At 31.7% G+C, this 18470-nt stretch carries 14 protein-coding genes; all 14 read left to right on the plus strand.

The features are described from left to right. Window positions 1–8 precede the first annotated feature (8 nt). The 14 genes from EDC18_RS00720 (at window position 9) to sigG (ending at window position 18405) form a co-directional block, all read left to right on the plus strand. The gene (locus EDC18_RS00720; RefSeq protein ID WP_132249252.1) at window positions 9–1808 is read left to right on the plus strand and encodes a peptidoglycan D,D-transpeptidase FtsI family protein; all 1800 of its coding nucleotides are present in this window, start codon (window positions 9–11) and stop codon (window positions 1806–1808) included. 165 nt (window positions 1809–1973) lie between these two features. Further along, window positions 1974–3269 carry an ABC transporter substrate-binding protein gene (locus EDC18_RS00725; RefSeq protein ID WP_132249254.1) on the plus strand — a complete coding sequence of 432 codons (1296 nt, stop codon included), beginning with the start codon at window positions 1974–1976 and terminating at the stop codon, window positions 3267–3269. A gap of 67 nt (window positions 3270–3336) precedes the next feature. After that, window positions 3337–5265, plus strand: coding sequence for a penicillin-binding transpeptidase domain-containing protein (locus EDC18_RS00730; RefSeq protein WP_207669147.1), 1929 nt, complete (start codon window positions 3337–3339; stop codon window positions 5263–5265). Between the two features lie 297 nt (window positions 5266–5562). After that, window positions 5563–7011 carry a UDP-N-acetylmuramoyl-L-alanyl-D-glutamate--2,6-diaminopimelate ligase gene (locus EDC18_RS00735; protein ID WP_341472698.1) on the plus strand — a complete coding sequence of 483 codons (1449 nt, stop codon included), beginning with the start codon at window positions 5563–5565 and terminating at the stop codon, window positions 7009–7011. Continuing rightward, window positions 7012–8409: a UDP-N-acetylmuramoyl-tripeptide--D-alanyl-D-alanine ligase gene (locus EDC18_RS00740; RefSeq protein ID WP_132249258.1), complete on the plus strand. Its 1398-nt coding sequence runs from the start codon at window positions 7012–7014 to the stop codon at window positions 8407–8409. Then, entirely contained in the window at window positions 8399–9352 is a 954-nt protein-coding gene (mraY, locus tag EDC18_RS00745) for a phospho-N-acetylmuramoyl-pentapeptide-transferase (protein WP_132249260.1), read from the plus strand. Before EDC18_RS00740 ends, mraY begins: the two co-directional genes overlap by 11 nt. A gap of 15 nt (window positions 9353–9367) precedes the next feature. Further along, window positions 9368–10726, plus strand: coding sequence for a UDP-N-acetylmuramoyl-L-alanine--D-glutamate ligase (gene murD / locus EDC18_RS00750; RefSeq protein ID WP_341472690.1), 1359 nt, complete (start codon window positions 9368–9370; stop codon window positions 10724–10726). A gap of 26 nt (window positions 10727–10752) precedes the next feature. Further along, on the plus strand, window positions 10753–11922 hold the full coding sequence (gene ftsW / locus EDC18_RS00755; RefSeq protein ID WP_132249262.1) for a putative lipid II flippase FtsW: 1170 nt from the start codon (window positions 10753–10755) through the stop codon (window positions 11920–11922). Window positions 11923–12077: 155 nt separating this feature from the next. Next, on the plus strand, window positions 12078–13376 hold the full coding sequence (murA, locus tag EDC18_RS00760; RefSeq protein ID WP_132249264.1) for a UDP-N-acetylglucosamine 1-carboxyvinyltransferase: 1299 nt from the start codon (window positions 12078–12080) through the stop codon (window positions 13374–13376). After that, complete coding sequence (locus tag EDC18_RS00765; RefSeq protein WP_132249266.1) at window positions 13377–14129, plus strand: cell division protein FtsQ/DivIB; 753 nt, start codon at window positions 13377–13379, stop codon at window positions 14127–14129. It abuts the gene before it with no gap. 125 nt (window positions 14130–14254) lie between these two features. Continuing rightward, on the plus strand, window positions 14255–15391 hold the full coding sequence (gene ftsZ / locus EDC18_RS00770; protein ID WP_132249268.1) for a cell division protein FtsZ: 1137 nt from the start codon (window positions 14255–14257) through the stop codon (window positions 15389–15391). Between the two features lie 354 nt (window positions 15392–15745). Further along, a complete protein-coding gene (spoIIGA, locus tag EDC18_RS00775; RefSeq protein WP_132249270.1) occupies window positions 15746–16657 on the plus strand; it encodes a sigma-E processing peptidase SpoIIGA in 912 nt (303 codons plus the stop codon). Between the two features lie 163 nt (window positions 16658–16820). Next, a complete protein-coding gene (gene sigE / locus EDC18_RS00780; protein WP_132249272.1) occupies window positions 16821–17558 on the plus strand; it encodes an RNA polymerase sporulation sigma factor SigE in 738 nt (245 codons plus the stop codon). A 70-nt stretch (window positions 17559–17628) separates the two neighbouring features. Next, window positions 17629–18405 carry an RNA polymerase sporulation sigma factor SigG gene (sigG, locus tag EDC18_RS00785; protein ID WP_132249274.1) on the plus strand — a complete coding sequence of 259 codons (777 nt, stop codon included), beginning with the start codon at window positions 17629–17631 and terminating at the stop codon, window positions 18403–18405. The last annotated feature ends 65 nt before the right edge of the window (window positions 18406–18470 follow it).

Genomic DNA, 18470 nt, shown 5'->3' on the forward strand with positions numbered 1-18470 from the left:
AAAAAATAATGAATAAAAAAATAACTAGAACAATGAAAAAAAACTTAATGGGGATTTTCATTGTTTTTGTATTTATCTTTCTAACATTAATTGGAAGATTAATATACATTAAACATTTCGATGGTAATCAATATGAGCGTAGTGTATTAGCTCAACAAACCAGCTATAATAGAATTCTACAATTTAAAAGAGGTAGTATTCTTGATAGAAACGGGACGGTTTTAGCATCTAGTATAAAAGTTTTTAATCTAATATTAGATCCAGAAGTATTAGCCATATCCAACGATAATTCTAAAGAGACAACGGTAGAAATTCTTAATGAGTATTTTGGAATTAATAAAGATGAATTATTAGAATATATTAATAACCCCAGAGGAAGGCATTATGTTCCATTAATAAAACATATTTCTTTTGAAGATGTAGAAGAATTCAATGGTTATTTAGAAGAGAAAAGAGGGACAAACCTATTTCGTGGCGTTTGGTTTGAAGAAGAATATATAAGGAATTACCCATTTAATAACTTGGCTTCAAATGTTTTAGGGTTTTATAGTAGTGATGTTGGAAGATGGGGTGTGGAAGAATACTATAATAAAGAATTAACTGGTGAAATAGGAAGAGAATTTGGATTAATAAATGAAGGGCTATATGTTCAAAGAGAAACAAGAAATCCTAAAAATGGTAATAATATAATTACAACAATTGACTACACCATCCAACATTTTGTTGAACAAGCATTAACGAAGTTTACCAATAGAGTGGATACATTAAATGCGATGGTCATCGTAATGGATCCAAATAGTGGAGAAATATTGGCTATGGCAAGTCAACCTAATTATAATCCTAATCATCCAATGAGTTTAGTTGACCATTTTACAGAAGAAGGGCTTAAAAATCTATCTAGCGAAGAAAGATTGAATTATTTACAAAGATTATGGAGGCTAAACCCCATAAGTGATACATATGAGCCAGGTTCTACTTTTAAACCAATGACCATTGCAGCAGCATTAGAAGAAGGTATATTAACTGGGGATGAAATGTTTTTATGCAATGGACATATTATGGTCCGTGGAACAAGGATTAACTGTTGGAGAAGAGAAGGACACGGAGAACAAACTTTATCTCAAGTATTAGCAAATTCTTGCAATATAGGTTTGGTAGAAATAGGTGAAATGATGGGTAGAGAAATATTTGTTCAGTATCAAAGGGGCTTTGGATTTGGAGAAAGAACAAATATTGATTTACTAGGAGAGGCAAGTGCAAGCAATCTTTTATACAGTGTTAACAGAATGGGTCCTGTTGAATTGGCAACGAATACTTTCGGTCAATCATTTAATGTTACACCTATTCAGCTTATCACAGGTTTTTCTGCATTTTTGAACGGTGGGGAGTTAGTAGAACCTCATATTGTAAAACAAATTGTAGATGAGAATGGGTATAATATAAAATCAATAGATAAAAAAGTGGTTAGAAAAGTCATATCAAGAGATACAGCAGATCAGGTAAAAGAGTACTTACTTGATGCAGTTGCAGATGGAACGGGTCGAAGAGCTTATATAGAAGGTTATGACATTGGTGGTAAGACAGGAACTGCAGAAAAACTACCAAGAGGTAATGATAAATATATTTACTCTTTTATTGGATTTGCGCCATTTGAAAGTCCTGAGGTCGTTGCGTTGGTAATTTTAGATGAACCAGAGATTGAAGGTGCTAATAGTTCCTTAGCAATAAGTGTTTTTAGAGAAATAATGGAAAAAGTATTACCATATATGAATATTTATCCTAGTGAATCCAATATTGATACTGAATAAAGTGAATAATTCTATATGAGAGAAAGTGCTTAGAATGCTATTTTAAGTACTTTCTCTTTATTGGTAAAAAAGTCCATTCATTACTTTGTTCATATTAAATTCATAAAGAAAGGGTATTATTATAATACAAAAACAAAGTGCAGTATATATAGAAGGAGAAGAATAATGAATAAAAAAATAAAAAAATATGCCATAGTACTTATAATGATCATTCTATTATTTAGCTATAATCATTATATAAATATGCCAAGAGATAATGGGGATTTTACAACCTTAAGAGTATCTTGGTATGGTGGGGATAACCGAAATAGAGCAACCCTTGAGATTATTAGATTATTTGAAGAAGCCAACCCACATGTGAAAGTTATACCAGAATTTACAGGTGAGGAATATCACTTTGAAAGACTAGTAGCACAAATGATGGTTGGTGAAGAACCTGATCTAATGCAGATAGATTATAATTGGTATCCTTCATTATCACCAGAAGGAGAAGGGTTATTTAATTTGGCTAGCTTAAAAAATTTGAATGAGTGGCCAGAAGAAAGTTTTTTAAGTATTAATGGGAATGAACAAGGGATTGTAACAAGTCTTGCATCAAAGGTATTCTTTATTAATAAAACACCATTTGAACAAGCAGGGATACCAATTCCTGAAACTTGGGAAGAGTTAATGGAAGCAGGGCATATATTTCAAGAAAGGTTAGGGGAGTATTATTACCCATTAGGTAGCGTAGATTTTTATGATGATTTGCCACTAATGACTTTTTCTTATTTGTCTCAAAAGTACGGAAAAGATATCTTTGAGGATGAAGAAGTTGCATTTACTAGAGATGAATTAATAGATGGATTTGATTTTGTTCAATCACTTTTTGACAATTATGTAATACCAAAATATGTTATAGACCCCACAGATAAAGACAACGAAAACAGAGGTTGGATATCAGGTGAATATGGTGGTGCATATAAGTGGAACTCTCAAATAGACCTCTTTATAGGCAGTATGGATCCTTCTGCTAATCCTAATGTGGCAGTAGTCCCTTACTTTAGATTAGAAACTGGACAAGTACACTCAGGAGTCTTTGAAAAAATACAACACACATTTGCCATTAGCAATAATTCTAAGCAACCTGAATTAGCAGCGGAGTTTTTAAACTTTATGTACACTAATGAATCGGCTGTATTAACACAAGGTCTAACAAGATCAATACCTCTAAATAATGAAGCTCAAAGAATTTTAAAAGAAGCAGATCGTTTAGAAGGGTTACAATATGAAGGGTACTTAGTAGGCAGAAGTACAGACACATTCTTATTACATCTTTATTATGAGAACTATGGTGTAAAATTAGCATACAACGAGGTTTTTGAAAGTTTTGTATCCGCTGATGGGGCCATGTCTTCAGAAGAAGCAGCAGATATGTTGCTCTCAAATTTTAATATAGCTGTCCAAAAAGCAATGCAATAAAAAGAAATATGCATAACCTCATAAAAGCAAAAATAAAATGTATAAATTGCTTTTATGGGGTTTGTTTATTGTGAGAAATAAAACTTTTAATAGAAGAAAACTTGTCTTTATGCATTTTGTTCTAGTGGTTCTAACCATTGCTTTAATGGGAAGGCTAGCATATCTAATGATATTCCAATCAGAATTCTTACAAGGAAAAGCTGATGATCTTCATAGTAGAGAAAGGTCAATTAAGGCAAGAAGAGGATATATTTATGATAGAAATGGTGTTGCCATCGCTGTAAATAAACCTGTAAACACAATTTCTGTTATACATAATCAAGTAGAAGACCCAGAAAGAGTTGCAACCATACTCGCACAAGAATTGGATATGGACTATGAATTTGTAAGAAAAAAAGTTGACAATAGAGTAGCATTAGAGAGAATACGAACCAATGTTGATCGAGAAGTGGCAGATCGAATTAGAGAGTATAATTTACCTGGAGTAGCAATAGATGAGGATTATAAAAGGTGGTATCCATATGGTAATCTTGCTTCTCACGTAATAGGGTTTACAGGGAGTGATAACCAAGGGATTATTGGTCTGGAAGTCATTTACGAAGAGTATTTAAAAGGAATTCTAGGCAAAATACTGACGGTAACAGATGCCAGAGGAATAGAAATTGAAAATACAGCTGAAGCGCGTATAGAGCCGGTAGATGGAAATCACCTTATCACAACGTTAGATGTGAATATTCAAAAGTATGCTGAACAAGCCTTGGATAAAGTTTTAAAGGGAAAAAATGCTAAAAGAGGATCCATTATAATTATGAACCCTCAAAACGGTGAAATATATGCAATGGTTAATATACCTGACTTTGACTTAAATGAACCTTTTAAGTTGTATTATGATCCAGGTGAAGTGAGTAGTGAAGAAAGACAAAACTTGCTTAATCAAATGTGGAGAAATTATGCTATAAACGATACTTATGAACCGGGCTCAACTTTCAAAATTATAACAGCAGCAGCGGCATTAGAGGAAAAGGTAGTAGACCTAAATGATACTTTTAGCTGTCCTGGTCACAGGATTGTTGAAGATAGAATAATAAGATGTCATCAGTCAAGAGGGCACGGTGTGCAGAGTTTTTTACAAGGGGTACAAAACTCTTGTAATCCTGTGTTTATGGATATTGCTGCAAGAATGGGTGTTGACACTTTTTATGGATATTATGAAAAATTTGGTCTGTTTGAAAAAACAGGAATTGATTTACCAGGGGAAGCTGTTGCTATTATGCATAAAAAAGATAATATTGGTCCGGTAGAATTGGCAACAATGTCTTTTGGTCAATCTTTTCAAATAACGCCATTACAGCTTGTTAGAGCTGCCTCAGCAGCTATTAATGGGGGGGAATTGGTAACGCCCCATCTAGGTGTAGAAGTTGTAAACTCACAAGGGCAAACAATTGAAAAATTTGATTATAGTAAAACTAAAAATGCCATAAGCAGTGAAGTATCCAATACCATGAGTATGATGCTAGAATCTGTAGTATCAGAGGGTACAGGAAGAAGGACTTATTTACCAGGCTATAGAATAGGCGGTAAGACAGCAACATCTGAAAAATTACCAAGAAGAAGCAATAAATATATTTCTTCCTTTATTGGTTTTGCGCCAGCAGATAATCCTCAGGTAATTGCCTTGGTTTTAGTAGATGAGCCAGAAGGCATATACTATGGGGGGACAGTAGGTGCTCCAGTAATAAAAGAAGTATTTGAAAATATACTTCCTTATATGGGAATTGAACCCCGCTATACAGAAATGGATTTTTCTCAGTTTCCTGTAGGTGGTGTTAATGTACCTGATCTAATGGGAAAAACCATAAAGGAAGCAAAAGCAGAATTAAAAGAATATAGTTTTGAGTTAGAGATTTTAGGTAATGGTGAAAATATTATAGAACAATTTCCACTACCAGGTGAGTATATTAATAAAGATAGTAAACTTATACTCTATGCAGAGTAGAAAAATTATGATAAGATGAAATAAAATTTAAGCTTTTAAACCTAGAATCAGGAGCTTTCTATAACACCTATCATGAAAAAAGAGTGAATCAATTGACTGTTTTGAGGGTTTAAATTTAAAGATCTTAACTATAGAAAAGTAAAAATTTGGGTATACTAATGGTTCAAAGTTAAATACAAACGATAAATCGTAAGAGATAATTTATTAGATTGAAAGGCAGGTGAAAACCTGATTTTCGTTAGAAAGTATGTACTGCTTTCTAAATTGCGATTTATATCAGGGTTTGTATTGAAATTAGTGGATTTATTAGTAGGTATTGAATATGAAGTAATTACAGGTTCAGTTGATGAGAACATTACACATGTTTTATATGATTCAAAGTTTGCAAAGGATGAGAGTTTATTTGTTTCTATAGTTGGTACAAAAGTTGATGGCCATAAATATATTAATGAAGTAATAAAAAATGGTGTAAGAGTAATTGTAGTAGAAAAAATGGTAGATATTAACCATAAAGATATTACAGTTATTAGGGTAAAGGATACGAGAAAAGCACTAGCAATGATTTCGAGTAATTTTTATGGGCATCCATCAAAAAATATTAAATTAATCGGCGTTACTGGAACCAATGGAAAAACAACTACAGTATTTTTGATAAATCACATATTAAAAGAATATGGCTTAAAAACTGGGCTAATAGGAACCATTGAGTGCCATATTGGAGATAGAATAATTGAATCAGCAAGAACCACTCCAGAGTCCTTAGATTTACAAAAAATATTTTGTGATATGGGAGACAGTGAAGTAGACACTGTTGTTATGGAAGTGTCATCCCATGCATTGGATTTAGATCGTGTATATAATACTGAATATGATATTGGGATATTTACAAATTTATCCTTAGATCATCTTGATTATCATAAAACTATGGAGAATTACTTAGATGCAAAAATAAAACTCTTTAAAATATGCAAAAATGGTGTTATAAATATAGATGACAATGTATCTAATAAGATTATTAGAGAATGTACCTGTGATAAAATATATACATACTCTACCGAAAAAAAAGGAGCTGATTTTTTTGCAAAAGAAATTGAGCTTACTTCAAAAGGTGTTAGTTTTACTTTGGTTTTTGAGGGTAAAGATTATTTGGTAAATTATAAAACGCCTGGAAAATTTAGTGTTTACAATGCATTAGCAGCCATTGCAGCTTCTTATGTTAGAGGTGTTCCTATTGAGGATATAATATACCATATAGGTAAATTTCAAGGCGTTAGAGGCAGATTTCAAAATATTATTAGTGAAAAAGGATATAGTGCAATTGTTGACTATGCCCATTCACCAGATGGATTGTTAAATGTACTAAAGTCAATTAAGGAATTTGCAGTAGGAAGGGTCATTACGGTGGTTGGTTGTGGTGGCGACCGTGATAGTAGTAAAAGACCAATTATGGGTAAAATTGCATCAGATTACTCGGATTTTGTGGTAATAACCTCAGATAATCCAAGAACAGAAATACCTGAGAATATTATTGATCAGATAGAAGTAGGCATTATGGATACAGATTGTCCTTATACTAAAATCACAGATAGGCAAGAGGGTATAGAGTTTGCATTAACAATGGCAGAGGAAAATGATGTTGTATTAATTGCAGGCAAAGGGCATGAAACTTATCAAGAAATAGGAAAAAATAGAATACATTTCAATGATGTTGAAATTGTATTGAACTATATACAGGGGGAGTCATAATTGTTCTGCCAAGACATTTTAAAGATTGTAGAAATTTTAGATGGCAAGATCATCAGAAAAGAATTAGTAAATGGAGATAAAATTAAAGGTGTTTCTATAGATAGTAGGAATATAATACCAGGTCAACTTTTCATACCTATAAAAGGTGAAAACTTTGATGGACATGATTATATAAAGGCTGCCATGGATAATGGCGCCCTTATATCATTAACATCTGATGAAGAGAAAATGCCTCCAAATGTATCTGGAATACTGGTTAAAGATACACAAGAAGCTTTAGTTAAGTTGGCTAAATACTATAGAAGCACATTTGAAATTCCTTTTATAGGAATTACTGGAAGTGTAGGTAAAACCAGTTGTAAAGAAATGATTGCTTCTGTATTAAGCACAAGATTTAAGGTGCATAAAACCAAAGGCAATTACAATAATGATATTGGATTACCTTTAACCATTTTAGATATGGATGTTGATACTGAAATATCTATTTTGGAAATGGGTATGAACCATTTTAATGAAATCGATTTTCTTGGAGAAATTGCATTGCCAGATTATGCAGTAATAACCAATATTGGTCTTTCTCATATTGAAAATTTAGGCTCCCAGGAAGGTATTCTTAGAGCAAAAAGTGAGATTATAAACCATTTATCCCCAGATGGACTATTGTTATTAAATGGAGATGATGAATTTTTAAGAACTTTAGAGGGCAAAGTAAGTCAAGAAATTACTTTTTTTGGATTTAATAAAACTAATGAATATTTCGTAAAAAATTATGAAGCGTTAGGGTTGGAGGGTGTTAAAGCCACCATCCAATCTCCAACTGAAACATATAATATAAACCTCAATACATTAGGTAAGCATATGTTATACCATACCTTAAGTGCAATTATTATTGGGGAAAGACTGTCATTAATAAAAGAAGAAATTGAAAAAGGCATAAGTCAATATGAAAATGAGAAAATGAGATTAAATATAGTAAAGCTAGAGAATGGAATAACAATAATTAATGACAGTTATAATGCAAGTGTAGACTCTATGAAAGCAGCCATAGATATTCTTGACCATTCAAAAACAGAGGGTAGGTCAGTAGCCATACTTGGTGATATGTTTGAGATGGGAGCGTTTTCAAAAGGTGCCCATGAAGATGTTGGTAAATATATTGCAAGTAAATCAATTGATATGCTTATTTGTGTTGGTGAAGATTCAAGATGGATGTATGAAGGTGCTTTTGCCCATGGTTATAAAGGGAATTTGTTATATTACAAAACGAAAGATGGTCTGAATGATGCCATGAAAGACGTCTTAAAACATAAAGATTTAATTCTAGTAAAAGCATCTAGGGGGATGAAACTAGAAGATACAATAGAAAAAATTAAAGAGGTGAGTATAAATGAATTTTAGTTTTATAACACCAATTCTCATTGCATTTGGTGTTAATGTTTTTTTGAGTCCAATTGTTATACCTTTTTTATCAAGATTAAAATTTGGTCAATATATTAGAGATGATGGTCCTAGTTCCCATTTAAAAAAAGCTGGAACACCTACAATGGGTGGTATTATTATACTTACAAGTATATTAATAACATCTCTCTTTTATGTTAGGAGTTATCCTAAAATTATACCTGTCTTATTTGTTACATTAGGCTTTGGTATAATAGGGTTTTTAGATGATTTTATTAAAGTTGTAATGAAAAGATCATTAGGTCTTAGAGCTTGGCAAAAAGTTATTGGTCAAATATTAGTCACTTCAATATTCGGATACTATTTATTAAATTATACAGACGTAGATACAAGTATGATTATTCCTTTTGCTAATGGTCAAGTATTATCTCTTGGCATTTGGTTTTTACCGGTACTATTTTTTGTAATGATAGGGACTGTAAACAGTGTGAATTTAACAGATGGGTTAGATGGCTTAGCTGCCAGTATCACTGTTTTAGTGGCTGCATTTTTTTCAGTTGTAAGTATAGGTGTAAATAGTGGTATTGAACCAATCACTTGTGCAGCTGTTGGTAGTTTGCTTGGGTTTTTATTGTTTAACTCTCATCCAGCTCGTGTTTTTATGGGGGACACTGGTTCATTAGCTCTTGGAGGTTTTGTTGCAGCTACAGCGTATATGTTACAAATGCCTTTGTTTTTATTGATTGTAGGATTAATTTATGTACTTGAAACAACCTCAGTAATGCTTCAAGTATTGTATTTTAAGAAAACTAAAAAAAGGATATTCAAAATGGCTCCAATTCACCATCATTTTGAATTAAGCGGCTGGAGAGAAACCAAAATAGTCTCTGTATTTGGTATTATAACAGCTATATTATGTCTTATTGGACTTTTAGCACTGTAGAAAAAAGGGGGGATTATGGTGAATTTAGTAGATAAAAATGTATTAGTTATAGGATTAGCCCGTAGTGGTATTTCAGCTATTAAATTGTTGCATCGAATTGGTGCTAATGTATTGGCCTATGATGGAAAAGAAAAAGAAAATTTTGAGAATCAAATAGTAGATTTAATGGATAAAGCAGCATTCCATTTTGGAGACTTCGATTACACTATTCTAGATGAAACAGATTTAGTTGTTATTAGTCCAGGGGTACCAACAGATTTGCCCTTTGTTACAATGGCTAGGCAAAAAGGCATTTCTATCTGGAGTGAATTAGAGTTAGCTTATAAATTCTATGAAGGTAAATTAATTGCTATAACAGGTACCAATGGAAAAACGACAACAACAACATTAGTTGGAGACATCATGAAAGCTTTTTTTGAAGATGTCTATGTTGTTGGCAACATAGGCTTGCCTTTTTCAGAGGTAGTATTAGAGACAAATAAAGATACAGTTGTTGTAGCAGAAGTGAGCAGTTTCCAACTAGAAACAATAGAACAATTCAGACCAGATATTAGTGCCATATTAAATATTACACCAGACCATCTAAATAGACATAAGACTATGGAAAACTATATCGAATCTAAGAAAAGGATCACTTTGAATCAGACAAAAGAAGATGTAACAATATTAAACTATGATGATTTACATATTAGAGGTGTAAGAGATTCAATTCCTTCAAAAATGTTTTTCTTTAGTAAAACATTTAGATTAGGTGAAGGGGTATACCTACATGATGACTTTATCAATATTATTGTAAATGGATCAGTATATACAATATGCCATGTTACCGATCTTAAAGTACTAGGCATACACAATGTGGAAAATGTTATGGCAGCAGTGGCTATTTCTGTACATATGGGCATCCCAGCACCACTTATTAGCAAAGCTATAAAAGCATTTACAGGGGTAGAGCATAGAACGGAATATGTTACTACCATTAATGATGTAAATTATTATAATGATTCTAAAGCAACGAATCCTGATGCGGCAATTAAAGGAATTGAGTCAATGATTCGACCAACTGTTTTAATAGCTGGGGGAATGGACAAAAAGAATGAATTTGATGAATGGATTAAAGCTTTTAACGGTAAAGTAAAACATTTAATATTATTTGGAGAAACCAAACATATAATTGATAGAACAGCTAAAAAATATAACTTCCACAATACAATAATTGTAAATGATTTAGAAGAGGCAGTAGGAAAGGCAAAATCTCTAGCAAAACAAGGTGACTGTGTATTGTTATCACCAGCATGTGCTAGTTGGGATATGTTTGAGAGTTATGAGGCAAGAGGAAACCTTTTTAAAGAATATGTTGTAAGAACTAGGCTGTAAAAGATTCCTTAGGAGTGTGATTTTTAATGAGTTCAAATGTAAGTAACTTACAACACTATAAAGGTAGTAATAAAACAAAAGAAAAAACAGTTAAAAATACATTAGGTCAAATAGATTTCACTTTGTTTATTGTGGTTATTTTTTTAGTCGCTTTTGGGATCATTATGATTTATAGTTCAAGTGCTTATTACTCACGAATTCGTTTTGGTGATGAGATGCATTTCTTAAAAAGACAATTGCTATGGGCTATTATTGGAGTAGGAGCAATGATTTTTGTTTCTAATGTAAATTATCACAGACTTAAGAGTTATTCTCTAATATTGTACTTAGCTTCTTTACTATTTTTAGGGTTAGTATTAATAATTGGTGAGGAAATTAATGGGGCAAAAAGATGGTTGAGTTTAGGGCCCTTAGGCGGATTTCAACCTTCTGAATTAACAAAGCTTTGTCTGATTATATTTATGGCCCATATTATCTCAAAGGGTGCTAAGCAGTTGAAAAATTATGGTGCATTTATTAAATATCTAGTATTTATTTTTCCTCCAATAGTTCTAATTGCTGTGGAAAATTTAAGTACAGCAATAGTAGTTGCTGCCATACCAATTGGTATTTTATTTGTTGCAAGTCCTAAAATATGGCATTTTATGACCCTTGCCCTACCAGCAGCTGCTGCTGCAGGTGTTTTCTTAACATTGTTTTCGTATAGAATGACAAGGATTATTATTTGGCGTAATCCTTGGGCGGACCCTCAAGGTGGTGGATTTCAAACAATACAATCCTTATATGCTATTGGATCAGGTGGACTGTTTGGAAGAGGTCTGGGGCAAAGTATGCAGAAAATGGGATTTATTCCCGAAGCACATAATGACATTATTTTTTCTATCGTCTGTGAAGAGTTAGGTTTATTTGGTGCAATTTCTTTGATTTTTGTATTTATGGTATTAATATGGCGATGTATGATCATTGCCCATAGAGCTTCAGATTTATTTGGGTCTTTATTGGTTGTTGGTGTTATGACTCAAATTGCAATACAGGTAATTATAAATATAGCTGTTGTAACCAATAGTATTCCACCTACAGGGATGCCGTTACCATTTATTAGTTATGGTGGATCATCTTTGTTGTTTTTACTTGTTGAAATAGGAATCGTATTAAATGTATCAAAACATATGAAGGCATCAAGGATTTATGCATAAAAATTTTCAGAGTTTGTACACTAGTGTTTATAAGGCGATTACAAGGATTAGTACAAGTAAAATGGTACATTCTCTAGCTTCAGTAGACAGTAACAACTTTTACAAAGCTGAATAAAATATTATATAGTTCACTGTTTGCCGGAGGTGTACATTAAATGGAAGCCTTAGTTCCTTACAAGGAAAACGAATCTTCCTACTTTAGAATAGCTGGTGGGAATCAATTAAAAGGCGAGATTAAAGTTCAAGGTGCCAAAAATGCAGTTCTCCCTGTGTTAGCAGGTGTTGTCTTAAATAGAGGAACAAGTAGAATAAAAAACTGTCCCAAGATTTTAGATGTAGAGTGTATGATAAAGATTCTAAAAGAAGTAGGCTGTAAAGTTCAATGGGAAGGCGATGTTTTAATTATTGACTCGAAAAATATTAATACATCTATAATTCCTGAAAAGTATGTCCGCGAGATGCGATCATCAATTATTTTATTAGGATCTATTTTAGGTAGGATGAAAAGTGTAAAAATATCTTTTCCAGGTGGTTGTTCAATAGGAACAAGGCCTATAGATTTACACTTAAAAGCATTAAAGAAAATGAATGTAGAAGTTGTAGAAAAATCAGGTTATATTGAATGTAAAACTTCAAAAATAATTGGAAACAAAATCAACTTGGACTATCCAAGTGTTGGGGCTACAGAAAATATTATGTTAGCTGCTGTATTATCAGAAGGGGAAACCTATATATCTAATGCAGCTAAAGAACCTGAAATTATAGAATTACAGAGCTTCTTAAATAAAATGGGTGGTAATATTCAAGGTGCAGGAACTGATGAAATTATCATTAAAGGGGTTTCTCAGTTGCATGATGTTGAATTTACTATAATGCCCGATAGAATAGTTGCAGGAACGTATTTGGCTGCAGCAGCTATAACAAATGGAGAAATCCATCTAAAAAATACAATCAATCAGCACTTTAGTTCAGCCACTTCCAAATTAATAGAAATGGGATGCTATATAAGAGAATATTCCGACTCTATTTATTTAAGGGCACCAGAAAGATTGAAAGCCGTAGATTTAATTAGAACACAGCCTTATCCTGGTTTTCCAACGGATATGCAATCTCAATTTATGAGTTTGCTAACCAATTGTGACGGCACTAGTGTTATCACTGAAACCATATTCGAATCAAGATTTAAAAGCGTTGGTGAACTAATGAAGATGGGGGCTAATATCATTACTGAAGGTAGATCAGCAATCATAAAAGGACCTACTAAATTAAATGGTGCAGAAGTATTTGCTAAAGACTTAAGAGGTGGTGCTGCATTAATTATAGCAGCCTTAAGTGCTGAGGGTGTAAGCATTATAAAGGATGTTCAGCACGTTTTAAGAGGATATGAAGATGTTGTTGGAGATTTGAAGTCTTTAGGTGCTACAATGGATTTGATAAATATAGCAGGTGATTAAATGAAAAAAAAACAAAAGATAAAGGGTAATATAGTAGCGTTGAAGAAAAGCAACTCAAAGATAAATAAAGTAGCTTTATTGCTTTTCGCAACAACTGTTATAATAATTGTTTATGTATTTAATAATATGTTTGCTATAAAAAGCATTTATGTTTTTGGGAATGCGTATTATTCAGAAACTCAAATTATTGACCTTATTGGATTAAACACACATAACAATTCTTTAATTTACTATTTGTCATCAAATCAAAATGATTTTAATAATATACCTTTAATTGAAAAAATTAATGTTAAACTAAATAGTAGGCAAGAAATACATGTAGAAGTCTTTGAAAAGAAAGTGATTGGATCAATAGAAATAATGGGTATGTACTTATATTTTGACAGAGAAGGCATTATTGTTGAGACTCTAAATGAAAACTTAGAGCACATACCCGTTATTTATGGTTTGAATTACGATCATGTACGTATGGATGAACAAATACCTGTAAAAGATGAAAAAATATTTGATGATATACTTAATATTATTCAGATATTAAGTACATATAAAATAAACATTGAGGAAATTATTATTAAAGATGATGAAGAATATACGTTGGTAAAAAGTAATATTAGAGTTTTATTAGGGACAAGGGATCAGTTACATGAAAAGATTAATGAATTTAATACAATCTTACCTAACTTACCAGATGAAAAAGGGGAATTGAATCTGAAGAATATTAACCATAGAATTTATTTTAAAAAAGATATATAATAAAAAAATTAAAAAGTCTATTGATTAATAAGCTAAAAGACTATATTATAGTAGTTAGTGGAATTAGAATAAGACAAGTTATATGCTTGCAAAGATAGATTAAGTACATAAAGGAGGAAAATGCTTTGCTTGAAATAAAGATGAATGAAAGTGCAAGTGTTGCAAAGATTGTTGTTATTGGTGTTGGTGGTGGTGGCAATAATGCAGTAAATCGAATGATTGAAGAAAGTCTAAATGGTGTTGACTTTGTTGCTGTTAATACGGATTTACAAGCTTTAAAACAGTCCAAAGCCCAAACTAAAATACAAATTGGTGAAAAATTAACTAGAGGACTTGGTGCAGGAGCAAACCCAGAAGTAGGGGGGAAAGCTGCTGAAGAAAGTCACGATGAAATATTACAGGCGGTAAAAGGTGCTGATATGGTTTTTGTTACTGCTGGTATGGGTGGTGGAACAGGAACAGGTGCTGCTCCAGTTATTGCAAAAATTTCAAAAGAACTTGGCATCTTAACCGTTGGTGTTGTGACTAAGCCTTTTGAAGTTGAAGGTAGAATTCGAATGAAAAATGCTGAAAATGGCATTGCAGAATTAAAAAGTGTTGTTGATACATTGATTGTAATACCTAATCAAAAGCTATTATCAATTATTGACCGTAGAACCACTCTTATTGAAGCTTTGAAGAAAGCGGATGAAGTACTACAACAAGGGGTTCAAGGTATTTCAGATTTGATTTATACATCAGGATTAATAAATCTTGACTTTGCTGATGTTCAAACGGTAATGTCTAATAAAGGTATTGCTCATATTGGGATTGGTAGAGCCAAAGGTGATGATAAAGCAGAGGAAGCTGCTAAACTTGCTATATCAAGTCCTCTTCTTGAGACAACAATCGAAGGTGCGGGACATGTTCTTATTAATATCACTGGAGATGCTAATATGTCTCTATTTGAAGCAAATGATGCCATTAGTTTGGTTAAAGAATTAGTTGGTAATGATGCTAATATTATATATGGTACAACTATTAATAATGAATTAGAAGATGAAATGATTATAACTGTAATTGCTACGGATATTGCATCAGATAAAGAATCTGAAAAATATAGTTATACTTCTAATATAAATTCAGGTGCAGAAAAAAACAACAAAAATCAAAATGTAGAAAACGAAGGAAAAAAAGAAGAGAAATCTAATTTTAACTTTAATGTAAACGATGATAAACCTATTGAAATACCTAGTTTTTTACAAAAGCATAGAAAAAAATAATGAAAAGGTAGTAAAGATAAAATTCTTTACTGCCTTTTTTTACGTTATAGGAAAGTGCTATTTCCTATAAAACAAAAGGATGTCATATTTTTAATCACTAAGAATATATTTATAATAGATAAACTCTGATTTTGTAGAAAAAAATATATGAAAAGGCCTGTACATAGTAGACCTTTTGACAAAATATTTGAAAGAATTAAGGTATAATAATCATAGCTTAACCATATGGGGAATAAATATGTAGTATAAGCCTCCAAGGAAGGTGGCTGTTTCATACTTTAAAGACAAGAGAATTTACCTTGTCTAAAGACCGGTCTTTCCTAATAAAATATCTGAATAGAATGGAGGGGGGGCGTGTATTACGAAGTTTATATTGACACACTGTTTTTAATTAATTTTATTATGGACTTTTTAATTTTATGGTTCGTTGGGAAAATACTCAAGCTAAATACTACATGGTTAAGGTTAACTGGTGCATCAGCACTTGGCTCTTTAATAATATGTTTAAGTGTTATCTTTCCTATTGCGAGTATTACTCTTAACATACTTATATATTATGTAATAACCTGTGTACTTATGATTGTCATTGGCTTTAAACCAAAGTCAATAATACAACTTATAAAAATACTTATAGGTTTATATCTCTTAACTTTTTTAATAGGTGGTTCAATTATATCATTATATTATTATACAAAAGCAGGCTATTACTTTAATCAATTATTAAGTGGCAATGTGTTTAGTGCTATTGATACTCGAACATTTATACTTACAAGTATTATCGCCTTTATATTAATAAAGATGATTTTATATTATTTTAGTAGGGTTATGACAGTTCAAAAGAATTTGTTTTCTATTGAGATAGAACTTCAAGGTAAATCTATTAGAGCCCAAGGTTTACTAGATACAGGAAATAATCTTTACGATCCTATTACAAAGGCACCTGTAATTATTGTAGAATATGACATTATAAAAGAATTAATACCGGATCAGGCTAGAGATATAATTATTAAATTCTTAAACAACAACAGTGAGGATTTTTATAATAACATTGAAGAACTGTATAATCATAAATTTAGGCTCATACCTTTTAGTTCCATTGGAAAAGAATCAGGCATGTTAATTGGTTTGGTTTCTGAGAACGTAAGCATAAACTGTAACACGGAAAAAGAGTTTAAGTTAAAAGACATTGTGTTAGCAATATACAATAAAAAACTATCACAAGATAATAGTTATCAGATTCTAATACATCCAGAAATGGTTAAGTGAAAATGTTACCTGCAAACTTCGTTGCAGGATTTGGAAAATGCATTTTCAACCAAGTTTATGTCTCTTACACAGTAAGAGGCCTAAGATAGAATACTGATTAGAATAAGCTTTACAAAATTAATACAGATTAGATTAAACAGATATAAAACTAGGGGGAATAAACGTGTTAATGAAAATATCTTTTCCTAATCAATTTCACTTCAAGATTGTTCATACAGTAAGAAGATTTTTGTTTTTCAAAAAAGGTGAGATACATTATATAGGTGGTACTGAAATTCTTCCAGCACCCTTAGATAATGAAGAAGAAGCAAAGATTATTCAAGGGTTAGGCAGTGTCAATGACATAAAGGTTAAATCAAAGCTAATTGAACATAATTTAAGATTGGTGGTTTATATAGCTAAAAAGTTTGAGAATACAGGTATTGGGGTAGAGGATCTTATTTCTATTGGAACCATAGGTTTAATAAAAGCCATTAATACGTTCAAGCCAGATAAAAAGATAAAATTGGCTACCTACGCTTCTAGATGCATTGAGAATGAAATATTAATGTATTTAAGGAGAAATAATAAGACGAAATTTGAAATATCCATAGATGAACCTCTTAATGTTGATTGGGATGGGAATGAATTATTGCTTTCAGACATTTTAGGGACAGAAGAAGATATTATATATAAAGATATAGAAGAAGAAGTAGATAAAGAACTGCTAAAGAAGGCATTAGATAAGTTATCAGACAGGGAAAAAGTAATTGTAGAGTTAAGATTTGGATTAACCAAAGATGGCAATGAAAAGACTCAAAAAGAAGTAGCAGATATGTTAGGCATATCCCAATCTTATATTTCAAGATTAGAAAAAAAAATCATTAAAAGGTTAAAAAAGGAAATTGTAAGAATGCAATAATTTGAGTATAAATGTTTTAACTTCGGTAATCATTTAAGTAGAGACAAAATGATGACTGGAGGTATAACATATGGCCATGAACAAAGTAGAAATTTGCGGTGTAAACACTTCAAAGCTTCCATTATTATCTAATGATGAAAAGAAAAAATTATTTGACAAAATACTAGAAGGTGATCTTGAAGCAAGGGAAGCCTATATTAGAGGGAATTTAAGGTTAGTTCTAAGTGTCATTCAAAGGTTTCATAACAGCAATGAATACGTTGACGATCTATTTCAAGTAGGTTGTATTGGATTAATAAAGGCGATTGATAACTTTGATATTTCCCATAATGTAAAATTCTCAACCTATGCAGTACCAATGATTATAGGGGAAATAAGAAGGTATTTGCGAGATAATAATTCAATTCGAGTAAGTAGGTCTTTAAGGGATACAGCTTATAAAGCTTTGCAAATAAAAGAAAGATTAATTAGAGAAAAATCAAAAGAACCAACAGTAAGTGAAATATCTCAAGAACTTGGCATTAGTAAAGAAGAAGTTGTTTTTGCATTAGACGCCATACAAGATCCAGTTTCTTTATACGAGCCAGTATATAGTGATGGGGGAGACTCCTTGTATATAATGGATCAGGTAAGTGATAAAAAAAATAAAGAGGAATCTTGGGTGGAATCTATTTCTTTAAAAGAAGCTATGAATAAATTATCAAAAAGGGAATATCATATATTAAAACTAAGATTTTTTGATGGAAAAACTCAAATGGAGGTGGCAAATGAGATAGATATATCTCAGGCACAAGTCTCAAGATTAGAAAAATCTGCATTGAAAAACATGAAAAAATATTTACATTAAGTAAAACGATTACTTGATTACAATAAGAGAAATATTTATGTATAAAGGAAATTTTGTTCTTTCGA

The organism is Natranaerovirga pectinivora (assembly GCF_004342165.1).
GTDB lineage: Bacteria > Bacillota > Clostridia > Lachnospirales > DSM-24629 > Natranaerovirga > Natranaerovirga pectinivora.